Genomic DNA, 13201 nt, shown 5'->3' on the forward strand with positions numbered 1-13201 from the left:
CCTCGCCCTTTCTAAAGGCTTACTTGCTCGGCGCCGTACGGGTATCGACGTCGACGACGACGCTCAGGCCCGCGCGCAGGCGCCCGCTGTCGAGTGCATCCTGCGGCAGCGCGATGCGCACCGGCACACGCTGGATCACCTTGGTGAAATTGCCCGTCGCATTTTCCGGCGGCAGCAGCGAAAAGACCGAACCGGATGCAGGCGAGATCGATTCGACCGTGCCGACGATCGCGTGGTCGCTATAGGCGTCGACATGGACGTTGACCTTCGAGCCCGGAACGAGATGCTGGATCTGCGTTTCCTTGAAATTGGCGTCGATATAGAGCTGGCGCACGGGAACGAGCGCCATCAGGCGCTGGCCGGGCGACACGAGATCGCCTTCCTGGACGGAGCGGTTGCCGACGATGCCGTCATAAGGCGCCTTGAGCACGGTGAAGGAGAGATCCCGGACAGCTTTATCGCGCGAGATTTCCAGTGACCTCACCGAGCCTTCGGCTTCCCTGCGCTGCGCCTGAAGAATGGTGATGTTGGCCTTCGCGGCGGTAATGTTGGCGTCGCCGCCGGCAAGATTGGCCTTGGCCTGGTCGAGCGCGATATTGGCGTTATCCAGATCGGCGGCGGTGCCGACCGACTTCGCCTGAAGTTCGCTCTGGCGCTTCTGGGTGATCTCGGCGCCGCGAACGGCCGCTTCGAGTGCCACCTTCTGCGCCTGCGCCTGCGCGAGGCTCGCATTGGCGCCTTCGATCTGCGCGTCGATGCGCTGCAGCGAAAGCTTTTCGGTGGCGATCTGGGCCTGCGCCTGATCGAGGGCGTTCTGATAGTCGCCGTTATCAAGCGTGGCAAGCACGTCGCCCGCTTTGACTTCCTGGTTGGCGACGACGTTCACCTTCGCGACGTAGCCCGTGACCTTCGGCGAGATCGTTGCGATATCGCCCTCGATATAGGCGTCGTCGGTCGACACCATGAAGCGGCCGTTCGTCCACCATTCGTAACCATACCAGGCGCCGCCTGCGAGAAGGGCAAGCACGACGATCGGCAGTATCGGGCTGCGGCGCTTCTTCACGGCCGCGGGTGTGGCAACCGGAGCCGGCGTCGACTGCGCGGGGGCGGCCGGCGCTTCGCGAGCTTCCGCCGTCGGAGCCTCCGCAACGGCCGCGACCTTTGCCTCTTCGGCTTCGGCGTTTTCGCTGACGATCCGCGCGACATTGCTTTTCTGGTTGCTTGACATGGCTACTTTACCGAGCTTGGAGTAAACAATCGAACTGAACGGTTCGGTTCAGTTGACTTAAACCCGTTTTACCGTCATATCAAGGTGTATAGAACCAATCGGTTCGATTTCTTGAAACAAAAAGCGAAATCGTGAACACGGTTAAGGAGACATGACGCTGAAACCCGACAATGCCGCCGTCTTCAGCCCTCCCTCTGCAGGAGGCCGATTTGCCGCGGGTGAAGATCCGGTCAAGCGACAGCAGATCCTCGCCGGCGCCAAGCGCGTCTTCATGAAAATGGGTTTCGACGCCGCCAGCATGAACGACGTGACGCGTGAGGCCGGCGTCTCCAAGGGAACGCTCTACGTCTACTTCACCAACAAGGAAGAGCTGTTTTCGGCAATGATCGAGGCCGAGCGCGCCGCCTTCGTGGCCGCCGTGCGCACCGCGCTTGCCGAGCATGACGAACCGGAAGCCGGTTTGTACGAATTCGGGATAAACTTCGTCACCCATATGACCGACGAAAAGGTCATCACCGCAATGCGCACCGTCCTCGGCGTTCGCGATCGTATGCCGGTGCTCTGTCAGCGCTTCTTCAAGGGGCCGGTCAATCTGCGCACCATCATGCGCGATTTCCTGGAACGGCACGTCGCAGAAGGTACACTCGTCATCGACGATATCGATCTGGCCGCCGGCCAGTTTCTCGATCTCGCCAGTGGCAGCTTCTTCAAGCTGCGCCTGTTCGGCAGCATGGAAGAGCCGCCGTCGCGCGACGAAATCGAGCGCGTCATCCGCGGCGCGATCCGGGTTTTCATGGCCGCCTACGGCGCGCCTGGGCACGAGACCGCCTGACGCGTTTTCTTGACTGCTCCCTTCCATCGGCCAAAACTCCGCAAGATCGATCAAACCCGGCTGCCGGTTTTTCTCTAAGGAGGAAGCCGCAACCACGGGAGTGAAGATGAGCGCCATTGCACGGGCGATCTGGTTCATCGAGAGCCATTTCGAAAGCGATATATCGCTGGAAGAGATATCGGAAGCAGCCGGATTGTCGCGCTACCATCTGTCGCGCGTCTTCGGTCTCGTTACCGGTCACTCGATCAGCGGCTATATAAGAGGACGGCGCCTCAGCCGCGCGGTGCCCGCGCTCGTCGGCGGTTCATCCACCATTCTCGAGGTTGCGCTTTGCGCCGGCTACGGCTCGCACGAAGCCTTCACCCGTGCCTTCCGCGACCAGTTCGGCATGACGCCGGATGCGGTGCGCAGACAGGGGCACGCCCGTAACCTCGTCCTGCTGGAGCCGATCAGAATGGACCCCGCCCACCTCAACGACCTCGAACCACCCCGCTTCGAAACCCTTCAACCGATGCTGCTTGCCGGTCTGCAGGAGATCTACCCCTATGGCGGCAACGCCGCCATCCCCTCGCTGTGGCAGAAGTTCAATGCTCATTTCGGCCATATCTCCGGCCAGAAAGGCAACGTAGCCTACGGCGTCTGCACCCATATCGACGGCGAGGCGGAGAAATTCCGCTACATGGCCGCAGTCGAAATCGCCGATGCCGGCGACCTGCCTGCCGATTTCGCCACGCTCAAGCTTCCCGGCCAGCGTTACGTCGTCTTCACCCATCGCGGCCATGTCTCCGGCATTCCGGCGACCATGAACCGGATTTTCGGCACCTGGTGGCCGACATCGGGTCTGGAACACGGCGAGACACCTGACATGTTCGAACGCTATGACGAACGTTTCGACCCCCATACCGGCATGGGCGTCACGGAAATCTGGTTGCCGATCAGGGAATAAAAGTCATATCGATTCCGTATACCCCCTTGCGGCGCTTGTGTGGCAGGCCGCGGACACTACATTGCGGGCGTCATCGCTCATGTGACGCAAAGGGGATTTACGCTGATGCAGGAAATTATGACGCTCATTCAGGATCCGGCCGCCTGGGTGGCGCTCATCACGCTGGTGGTGATGGAAGTCGTTCTCGGGATCGACAACCTGATCTTCATTTCCATTCTCACCAACAAACTGCCGCACGAGCACCGCGAGAAAGCCCGCAAGGTCGGCATCGGCCTGGCCCTGATCATGCGCCTGGCGCTGCTCGGCACCGTCGCCTGGATCGTGCAGCTGACCGAGCCGCTGTTCGAGGCCTTCGGCCACGGCTTCTCCTGGAAGGACCTGATCCTGATCGCCGGCGGCTTGTTCCTCGTCTGGAAGGCGACCAAGGAAATTCACCACAGCGTCGATCCCGTCGACCATCAGGAAGATTTCATTGCCACGTCGGCAACGACAGGCTTTGCATCGGCCATCGGCCAGATCCTGCTGCTCGACCTGGTCTTCTCCGTCGACAGCATTATCACCGCCGTCGGTATGACGCCGCATCTGCCGATCATGGTGATCGCCGTCATCGCCGCCGTCACCGTCATGCTTGTTGCCGCCACCCCGCTCGCCAACTTCATCGAGCGCAACCCGACGATCGTCATGCTTGCCCTCGCCTTCCTGCTGATGATCGGCACGACGCTGATCGCCGACGGCATGGGCTTCCATGTGCCGAAGGGCTACGTATACGCCGCCATGGCCTTCTCGGCACTGGTCGAGGTGCTGAACATGTTCGCGCGCAATGCTCGCAAACGGAAACGCGAAGGCGCCCATTGAGACTTCGGCGTGAGGGCGCGGCGGAACCGGCGCGCCCTCGCACAGCGACACCAAGCCCTTGGAGGCGCGGTTTTTCTTGACGCGCCCGGTTGAATATGGCCTAAGGCCAGCCGAACGGACGATCGGCGGATGGTGCGGGCGAATGCCCTTTTCCGGCCGGTTTGCCGAAGATATCTGCATCCTTCCGGCCGAACGTCGCTTTCCGGTGAAAGCCGTCCGGCATTCATTGACGGGCACACACAATGACAGTTTCCGGGACAGCTTCCGGCGTCCGCGTCCGCATCGCTCCCTCGCCGACCGGCGAGCCGCATGTTGGCACCGCTTATATCGCTCTTTTCAACTACCTCTTCGCCAAGAAGCACGGCGGCGAGTTCATCCTGCGCATCGAAGACACCGATGCGACGCGCTCGACCCCGGAATTCGAGACGAAGGTGCTGGACGCGCTCAAATGGTGCGGGCTGGAATGGAAGGAAGGCCCGGATATCGGCGGCCCCTACGGCCCATACCGCCAGTCCGACCGCAAGCCGATGTACCAGCCCTACGCTGAGGAGCTGCTGGACAAGGGCCATGCCTTCCGCTGTTTCTGCACGCCCGAGCGGCTGGAGCAGATGCGCGAGGCACAGCGCGCTGCCGGCAAGCCGCCGAAATATGACGGTCTCTGCCTGAACCTCACCGCTGAGGAAGTCACCTCGCGCATGGCGGCGGGCGAGACCACAGTCATCCGCATGAAGATCCCGGCCGAAGGCTCCTGCGACTTCACGGACGGCGTCTACGGCGATGTCAGCATTCCGTGGGATTCCGTCGACATGCAGGTCCTGATCAAGGCCGACGGCATGCCGACCTATCATATGGCCAATGTCATCGACGACCATCTGATGAAGATCACTCATGTGGCCCGCGGCGAGGAATGGCTGGCTTCCGTGCCGAAGCACATCCTGCTCTATCGCTATTTCGGCTGGGAGCAGCCGGTCTTCATGCATCTGTCGCTGATGCGCAATGCCGACAAGTCCAAGCTGTCGAAGCGTAAGAACCCGACCTCAATCTCCTATTATTCGGCGCTCGGCTATATCCCGGAAGCGCTGATGAACTTCCTCGGTCTCTTCTTCATGCAGATCGCTGAAGGCGAAGAGCTTCTGACGATGGAAGAGCTGTCGGAAAAGTTCGATCCGGACAATCTCTCCAAAGCCGGCGCGATCTTCGACATCCAGAAGCTCGACTGGCTGAACGGCCGCTGGATCCGCGAGAAGCTCAGCGAAGAGGAATTCCAGGCGCGCGTGCTCACCTGGGCGATGGAAAACGACCGTTTGAAGGCCGGCCTGCGGCTGTCGCAGACGCGTATTTCCAAGCTCGGCGAACTGCCCGATCTCGCAGGCTTCCTGCTGAAATCCGATCTCGGCCTGCAGCCTTCCGATTTCGCCAAGATCAAGTCGCCGCCGGAAGAGATCCTGGAAATCCTCAACACCGTCCAGCCGGATCTCGAAAAGATCCTGGAATGGAACGTCGAGACGATCGAAGCCGAACTGCGTGCCATCGCCGACCGGATGGGCAAGAAGCTGAAGGTTGTGGTCTCGCCGCTCTTCGTCGCCGTCTCCGGTTCGTCGCGCTCGCTGCCGCTCTTCGACTCCATGGCGATCCTCGGCCGCTCGGTTGTGCGCCAGCGCCTGAAGCTCGCCGCCCAGGCAGTCGCCGCCCTCGTCGGCTCGAAGTAAGAACAGTCAGAGGATTTCGACAGTGGCTGACAACAAGACCGAAAACACCCTCTCCTCCGACGCGACGGAGGTGCGCGCCCAGAAGCTGAAGCTGCTGCGCGAGCAGATCGGCGATGTCTATCCGGCACATTTCCACCGGACGCTGACCAACGCCGAACTGAGCGCCAAGTATGAATCTCTCGAACCCGACGTGGAGACGCAGGATATCGTCACGGTCGCCGGCCGCGTCTATTCCTCGCGCAACTCCGGCATGTTCATGGATATCCATGACGCCTCCGGCAAGATCCAGATCTTTTCGCACAAGGACGTCACCGGCGAGGAAGCCCGCGCCCTGCTGCCGATGATCGATATCGGCGACATCATCGGCGTCACCGGCATCGTCCGCCGCACCAAGCGCGGCGAGCTGACGATCAACGCGCAAAAGATCGAGATGCTGACGAAGTCGCTGCTGCCGATGCCCGAGAAGTGGCACGGTCTCTCCGACATCGAGCTGCGCTATCGCAAGCGCCATCTCGACATCATGACCAACGAGGATTCGAAGCTGCGCTTCCAGCAGCGCTCGAAGATCGTCTCCGGCATCCGCCGCTTCATGGAGAATGACGGCTTCATGGAAGTCGAGACGCCGATGCTGCAATCGATCTATGGCGGCGCCACTGCCGAGCCGTTCAAGACGCATCACAATACACTGAAGCTCGACATGTACCTGCGCATCGCGCCGGAACTGTTCCTGAAGCGCACGCTGGTTTCGGGCCTCACCGACAAGGTCTTCGAGATCAACCGCAACTTCCGCAACGAAGGCGTCTCCACCCGGCACAATCCAGAATTCACGATGATGGAGTGTTACTGGGCCTATGCCGATTACGAGGACATGATGGACCTCGTCGAGCGGCTGTTCGAGACCCTGGCGCTCTCAATTCACGGCACGACGGAATTCGACTTCGGCGACAAGCGGTTGTCCTTCAAGGGCCCGTTCAAGCGCGTGCCGATGCCCGATGCCGTCAAGGAAGCGACCGGCATCGATTTCCTCGCCATCAAGACCGATGAGGAAGCCCGCGCCGCCGCCAAGGCTGCAGGCTTCGCGGTCGAGAAGGATTGGACCTGGGGCGAATGCCTCGCCTTCATCTTTGAGGAAAAGGTCGAACCCACCCTGATCCAGCCGTCGCATGTGACCCATTTCCCGAAGGATATTTCGCCCTTCGCCAAGGAAGTGCCGGGCGAGCCGCGCCTGGTCGAGCGCTTCGAGACCTATTGCAACGCCTGGGAACTCGGCAACGCGTTCTCCGAGCTCAACGATCCCGAAGAGCAGCGCCGCCGCATGGTCGAGCAGCTCGAACAGGCGCATGCCCGCGGCGAAAAGGAAAAGCAGCTGGACGAGGAATTCCTCGACGCGATCGACCAGGGCATGCCGCCCGCCGGCGGTCTCGGCATCGGCGTCGACCGCCTGATCATGCTTTTGACCAATGCGCCGTCGATCCGCGACGTCATCCTCTTCCCGGCCCGCCGCAACAAGGCCGACTGACCGGCGGAAACCAAAAAACAAAGCGGAGTGCCGCCGGCGCTCCGCTTTTTTCATGCCGCTTTTTCAGTGGGCCTTGGGAGCTTCCGCAGGCGGCTCTTCGGCCGGTGCCTCGGCCACGACATCGGCGCCGTGGCCGCCCTCGGCGGCAGGTGCCGCTTCGCTTTCGGCCGCCGGCGCTGTGCCATGCCCGCCGCTTTCGGCCTTCTTGCTCTTTTCCTCGTTTTTGGTCGAGGCGACGGCGACCGGATCGACACAATCCTCCGGGTCCTTGAAGCCGGCGCTGATCGCGGCGATCTCGTCGGCCGGCAGCTCGATGCGCTCGCCGAAGAACAGCCCGTTTTCACTGGCGGTGCCGTCATAGTAGCGCGCGGTATAGGGCTTGTCGTCGAGGCCCGGAACGGTCTTGTCGGGATGCGGGATATAGACGACGTCGGCCCCGATCGCCCGGCCGCGAATATCGGCGCGCAGCGTCGGGCCGTTCTCATCGAGCACCACCACCTGCACCAGGTCAGGCTTCTGCGCGGCATAGATGGCCTGGGCGACGCGAAGCGCGGTCCGGACCCGCGTCATTCCGTCGGTCGGTTCGGTCTTGATATATTTGCGGACCCAGACATGATCCTGCTTCTTGATCGTCACCAGGTTGACGTCGCTGCATTCGAGCCCGTAGACCCGGTTGGAGGAGCCGATCAGCCTGTCCTTGCCGACATAGACTGCCGCGCCGCCGGAAACGCCCGCGAGAAGAGCGACTCCGCCGATGATGATCGTCAATTTCCGGGAAGGCCGGAATATGCGCAGTAAGGCCTTCACGCCAACTGCTCCGCCATCTGAAACTCCAACGCAGGACAGGTGCTGAGAACACTAGGGAAATGACGTTTCTGAAAGTTTAAGTGGGCATGCAAAGCCCGCTCCATTTTAGGAAAATACCGAAAAAGGTCCGGGCTTTTTTCGGCCGCTTGCCACCGCACATTTCGCCATGCTCTAAATGCCCATGGCCTTCACGCTTCGCCAGATCCAGTATTTCGTCGCCGTCGCCGAACAGGGTTCTGTGACGCGGGCGGCACAGAACCTTTCGATCTCGCAATCCTCGGTAACCGAGGCGTTGAAGGAACTCGAAACCGATCTTGGCGTGGTGCTCTTCGAGCGTCATCCGCGTGGCCTGACGATCACCCACAACGGACACCAGTTCCTGCGTCACGCGACGAAGATCCTCGCCTCCGTTTCCGATGCGCGCACCAGCTTTTCCGGCCAGCAAAGCGCGCTTTCCGGCACTCTGAATATCGGCGTCACCTCGCTCGTGGCCGGCTACGTGCTCTCCGATCTGCTCGCGCGATACCGGCGCGCCTGTCCGGGCATCGAGGTCAGCGCCATCGAGGACAATGGCGGCTACCTGGAACACCTCCTGGTCGGCGGCGAGCTCGATGTCGCCGTCATGGTGATCTCGAATCTTCGGGACCGCATGGCGCTGCAAGCGGAAATCCTCGAAACATCGCCCTATCGCCTATGGCTGCCGATGGGCCATCCGCTGGTCTCGGCCGATATCATCTCGGTCGCCGACATCGCCCGTGAACCACTGATCATGCTGACGGTCGACGAAATCGAGGAGAATACCGGCAAGCTGCTCTCGGCCCTCGGCGCCCGCCCGCATGTCGCCTTCCGCACCCGCTCGGTGGAAGCAGTGCGCAGCCTGGTTGCGACAGGAGCCGGTGTGGCGCTGCTTCCCGATCTCGTCTACCGGCCATGGTCGCTCGAAGGCGACCGCATCGAGAGCCGCGACGTCTCCGGCTCGCTGCCGGTCGTCCAGGTCGGCATGGTCTGGCGCAAGGGCTCCAGCCTGCCGCAGGCGGCGCGTGATTTCGTCGGTATCGCCGAGACCCTGCGGTCCGGCCGCATCCGCTGATATCGGAATTTCCGATATCGCCTTTCTGATAAATGAATTTGCGAAAGCGGCTCTTTCGCGTCACCTTCTTCATAGGGAACAAACGCCACAGAAGTGGCCCCATAACCGGGAGACGGATGATGACGAATCTCTTGAAATCCTGCACGGCAGCGCTCGCCTGCTTGAGTTTCGCGACGCAGGGGATCGCCGCCGAACCGCTAAAGGCGCTCGGCAAGGGCGAGGGTGCGGTCAGCATCGTCGCCTGGGCCGGCTACATCGAACGCGGCGAAACCGACAAGAATTACGACTGGGTCACCGATTTCGAAAAGGAGACCGGCTGCAAGGTCTCCGTCAAGACCGCCGCCACCTCGGATGAAATGGTCTCGCTGATGAACGAGGGCGGTTTCGATCTCGTCACCGCATCCGGTGACGCGTCGCTGCGCCTCATCGCCGGCAAACGCGTCCAGCCGATCAACACCGATTTGATTCCGGGCTTCAAGAATGTCGACGAGCGCCTGCAGAACGGCCCGTGGTACACGGTCGGCGGCGTCCACTACGGCGTGCCCTATCTCTGGGGGCCAAACGTCCTGATGTACAATACCGATGCCTTCAAGGATAAGCCGCCGACCAGCTGGGGCGTCGTGTTCGAGGAGCAGACGCTACCGGACGGCAAGTCGAACAAGGGCCGTGTGCAAGCCTATGACGGCGCGATTTATATCGCCGACGCGGCCCTGTATCTGATGGCCCATAAGCCCGATCTCGGAATCAAGGACCCTTACGAACTGACCGAAGACCAGTACAAGGCAGCCCTCGACCTGTTGCGCGGCCAGCGCAAGCTCATCTCCCGCTATTGGCACGACGCGATGATCCAGATCGACGATTTCAAGAACGAAGGCGTCGTCGCCTCCGGCTCCTGGCCGTTCCAGGTGAACCTGCTGCAGGCCGACAAGCAGAAGATCGCCTCCACCTTCCCGGATGAAGGCGTCACCGGCTGGGCCGACACCACCATGCTGCACACAGACAGCGAACATCCCAACTGCGCCTATATGTGGATGGAACACTCGCTGAAAGCCAAGGTCCAGGGCGATGCCGCCGCCTGGTTCGGCGCCGTGCCCTCCGTTCCCGCCGCCTGCAAGGGCAACGAGCTGATGGGTGATACCGGCTGCGCCACCAATGGCTTCGGTCACTTCGACAAGATCAAGTTCTGGAAGACCCCGGTGGCCAAATGCACGACGCAGAGTGAATGCGTGCCGTACCATCGCTGGGTGTCGGATTATATCGGCGTGATTGGCGGGCGATAATTGCGTCACAGCCCCTCACCCTAACCCTCTCCCCGCTCGCGGGGAGAGGGGACGTGCCCCGCGACGAGTTGGTGAGCCGAGCAGCGCCGCGAAGGACGGGTCGAGACCCATGGCTCGGCCCCGGTCGGTGCCGGCAGGGCGGATGAGGGCTGACGCGGCAGAACATAGTTATCCCGGAGCCCCAACAATGACGTCAGCCGTCCGTTTCCAACAGGTATCGCGCCATTTCGGCCAGGTTCGCGCCGTCGACGGCGTCGATCTCGAAATCGCGCCGGGCGAATTCTTCGCCATGCTCGGTCCGTCCGGATCTGGCAAGACAACCTGCCTCAGACTGATCGCCGGCTTCGAACAGCCGACCGCGGGCCACATTCAGATCTTCGGCGAGACGGCTGATGGGGTTCCGCCCTATCGGCGCAACGTCAACACCGTGTTCCAGGACTACGCGCTCTTCCCGCACCTCAACATCCTCGACAATGTCGCCTACGGGTTGATGGTCAAGGGCGTGGGGAAGGCGGAGCGGATGAAGGCCGCCAACGATGCCCTCGAACTCGTCAAGCTGCCGGGTTACGGCGCCCGCCGTCCCGGTCAATTGTCCGGCGGTCAGCGGCAGCGTGTGGCGCTTGCCCGCGCGCTCGTCAACAAGCCGAAGGTGCTGTTGCTCGATGAGCCGCTCGGCGCACTCGACCTGAAGCTGCGCGAGCAGATGCAGGAGGAATTGAAGAGCCTACAGCGCGCGCTCGGCATCACCTTCGTCTTCGTCACTCATGATCAGGGCGAGGCGCTGTCTATGGCCGATCGCGTTGCCGTCTTCAACAACGGAAACATCGTCCAGCACGGTACGCCGCGGGATATTTATCGCTGCCCGAAAACCCGCTTCGTCGCCGACTTTGTCGGCTCATCCAACGTGATTGCGCCGGATCTAATGGCCTCTCTCGGCGGCGAGAAGCGTTGGGCAAGCTTGCGCCCCGAAGCGATCCGGCTGGCAAGCGACGGCGTCGAGGCGAGTGTCGAACATACAAGTTTCCTCGGCGCGGTCACTCGTCTCAGCGTCGCTCTCAAGGGCAGCCGGTTGCATGTCATGCTGCCGGCGGGCGCCCCCGTACCGGATATCGGCACCGATATCCGGCTCGCCTGGCAGCCTGCCGATATCCACTACATGGACGATGCGGCATGACGACGCTCACCATGTCAGGGGGCAAGACATCAATCCTTCCGCGACGCGGCGGGTTCTTCGGCCTGATGTCGGATACCTTCTGGCGGCACCCGAAGCTCTTGCTCTTCCTGATGCTGACGCCGCCGCTGCTCTGGCTCGGCATCATCTATATCGGCTCGCTGATCGCCCTGCTTTTGCAGAGTTTCTTCTCGATCGACGATTTTTCCGGGCTGGTGAATTACGAATTCACCCTCTCGACCTATGCCCAGCTTCTGAGCCCGACGAATTTCGACATCATCATGCGCACCGTCGTCATGGCCGCTCTCGTCACCGTCGCTGCCGCGCTGATCGCCTTCCCGATCGCCTATTATGCGGCGCGTTATGCGCAGGGCAAATGGAAGGCGTTCTTCTATCTCGGCGTCATGCTGCCGCTCTGGTCGAGCTATCTTGTCAAGATCTATGCGTGGAAGCTGATCCTCGCCAAGGAGGGCATTCTCACCTGGATCTTCGAAAAGCTCCATCTCTCCTGGCTGCTCGACGGAATCCTGAACCTGCCAGTCGTCGGCGGCAATTCGCTCTCGGTGAGCTACCTCGGCACCTTCATCGTCTTCGTCTATATCTGGCTGCCCTATATGATCCTGCCAACGCAGGCGGCTCTCGAACGTGTGCCCGGTAACCTGATCGAAGCCTCGGCAGACCTCGGCGCCACGCCGCGCCAGACTTTCCGTGCCGTGCTTCTGCCCTTGGCGCTGCCCGGCATCGTCGCCGGGTCGATTTTCACCTTCTCGCTGACCTTGGGCGATTACATCATCCCGCAGATCGTCGGCTCGTCCAGGCTCTTCATCGGCCAGGCCGTCTACGCCCAGCAGGGAACGGCCGGCAATGTGCCGCTCGCCGCCGCCTTCTCCATCGTCCCGATCGTCATCATGGCGCTTTATCTCTCGCTCGCCAAACGCATGGGGGCTTTCGATGCGCTCTGACCACAAGGCATCGCCACTCGCCTTGAAAGTCGCCGCTGGGATCGGGCTACTGTTCCTGCATCTGCCGATTCTGTTGATTTTCGTCTATGCCTTCACGACGGAGGAGAAGAGCTATCAGTGGCCACCGCCGGGGCTGACGCTGCAATGGTTCGCTGTCGCCTGGAACCGGCCTGACGTCTGGTCGGCGCTGAGCCTTTCCCTGCAGGTTGCCGTCATCGCCACGGCGATCGCGCTCGTGCTCGGCACGCTCTGCGCGGCGGCCGTCAGCCAGACGAGGTTCTTCGGCCGTGAGGCGATCTCGCTGCTGGTCATCCTGCCGATCGCCCTTCCCGGCATCATCACCGGCATTGCCCTGCGCTCGGCTTTCAGCCTTTTCGATATCCCATTTTCGGTCTGGACCATCGTGCTCGGCCACGCCACCTTCTGCGTGGTCGTCGTCTACAACAATGCCGTCGCCCGCTTCCGCCGCACTTCCGGCTCGCTGATCGAAGCCTCGATGGATCTCGGCGCCGACGGCTTCCAGACTTTCCGCCACGTCATCCTGCCGAATATCGGCACTGCCCTGCTGGCCGGGGGCATGTTGGCTTTCGCGCTTTCCTTCGACGAGGTCATCGTCACCACCTTTACCGGCGGCCAGCAATCGACGCTGCCGATCTGGATGCTCGAAGAACTCATCCGCCCGCGCCAGCGCCCCGTGACCAATGTGGTCGCCATGGCAGTGGTGCTCGTCACCTTCCTGCCGATCCTGGCAGCCTATTACCTCACCCGCGACGGCGACCAGCTCGCCGGTGCCGGCAAATAA

General features: G+C 61.8%; 12 protein-coding genes. 10 read left to right on the plus strand and 2 right to left on the minus strand.

All coding sequences use genetic code 11. The annotated features are described in order from the left end of the window. Positions 1-19: 19 nt before the first annotated feature. Entirely contained in the window at positions 20-1228 is a 1209-nt protein-coding gene (locus J0663_RS06220; protein WP_207243588.1) for an HlyD family secretion protein, read from the minus strand. 151 nt (positions 1229-1379) lie between these two features. Here J0663_RS06220 and J0663_RS06225 point away from each other — a divergent pair, with 151 nt between their 5' ends. The 5 genes from J0663_RS06225 (at position 1380) to lysS (ending at position 7089) form a co-directional block, all read left to right on the plus strand. Beyond that, positions 1380-2060 carry a TetR/AcrR family transcriptional regulator gene (locus tag J0663_RS06225; protein WP_207243589.1) on the plus strand — a complete coding sequence of 227 codons (681 nt, stop codon included), beginning with the start codon at positions 1380-1382 and terminating at the stop codon, positions 2058-2060. Positions 2061-2166: 106 nt separating this feature from the next. Next, positions 2167-3006 (plus strand): AraC family transcriptional regulator, encoded by an 840-nt coding sequence (locus tag J0663_RS06230; protein WP_207243590.1) that lies wholly within the window; start codon positions 2167-2169, stop codon positions 3004-3006. A gap of 105 nt (positions 3007-3111) precedes the next feature. Further along, a complete protein-coding gene (locus J0663_RS06235) occupies positions 3112-3861 on the plus strand; it encodes a TerC family protein (protein WP_207243591.1) in 750 nt (249 codons plus the stop codon). Between the two features lie 242 nt (positions 3862-4103). Then, positions 4104-5570, plus strand: coding sequence for a glutamate--tRNA ligase (gltX, locus tag J0663_RS06240; RefSeq protein WP_207243592.1), 1467 nt, complete (start codon positions 4104-4106; stop codon positions 5568-5570). A gap of 22 nt (positions 5571-5592) precedes the next feature. After that, positions 5593-7089: a lysine--tRNA ligase gene (lysS, locus tag J0663_RS06245; protein ID WP_207243593.1), complete on the plus strand. Its 1497-nt coding sequence runs from the start codon at positions 5593-5595 to the stop codon at positions 7087-7089. A 63-nt stretch (positions 7090-7152) separates the two neighbouring features. Here lysS and J0663_RS06250 read toward each other — a convergent pair whose 3' ends face one another. Beyond that, positions 7153-7896 (minus strand): hypothetical protein, encoded by a 744-nt coding sequence (locus tag J0663_RS06250; RefSeq protein WP_207243594.1) that lies wholly within the window; start codon positions 7894-7896, stop codon positions 7153-7155. A 181-nt stretch (positions 7897-8077) separates the two neighbouring features. Between J0663_RS06250 and J0663_RS06255 the strand changes: the two genes are divergently transcribed. The 5 genes from J0663_RS06255 (at position 8078) to J0663_RS06275 (ending at position 13201) form a co-directional block, all read left to right on the plus strand. Continuing rightward, the gene (locus J0663_RS06255; RefSeq protein ID WP_207243595.1) at positions 8078-8986 is read left to right on the plus strand and encodes a LysR family transcriptional regulator; all 909 of its coding nucleotides are present in this window, start codon (positions 8078-8080) and stop codon (positions 8984-8986) included. A gap of 119 nt (positions 8987-9105) precedes the next feature. Further along, positions 9106-10266: an ABC transporter substrate-binding protein gene (locus J0663_RS06260; protein ID WP_207243596.1), complete on the plus strand. Its 1161-nt coding sequence runs from the start codon at positions 9106-9108 to the stop codon at positions 10264-10266. 187 nt (positions 10267-10453) lie between these two features. Further along, a complete protein-coding gene (locus J0663_RS06265) occupies positions 10454-11440 on the plus strand; it encodes an ABC transporter ATP-binding protein (protein ID WP_207243597.1) in 987 nt (328 codons plus the stop codon). Then, positions 11437-12399 carry an ABC transporter permease gene (locus tag J0663_RS06270; protein WP_207243598.1) on the plus strand — a complete coding sequence of 321 codons (963 nt, stop codon included), beginning with the start codon at positions 11437-11439 and terminating at the stop codon, positions 12397-12399. The genes J0663_RS06265 and J0663_RS06270 overlap by 4 nt, the downstream gene beginning before the upstream one ends. Continuing rightward, the gene (locus tag J0663_RS06275; protein WP_207243599.1) at positions 12389-13201 is read left to right on the plus strand and encodes an ABC transporter permease; all 813 of its coding nucleotides are present in this window, start codon (positions 12389-12391) and stop codon (positions 13199-13201) included. Before J0663_RS06270 ends, J0663_RS06275 begins: the two co-directional genes overlap by 11 nt.

Origin of the sequence: Rhizobium lentis, assembly GCF_017352135.1 — a bacterium.
In the GTDB taxonomy this organism is placed as follows: Bacteria; Pseudomonadota; Alphaproteobacteria; order Rhizobiales; family Rhizobiaceae; genus Rhizobium; species Rhizobium lentis.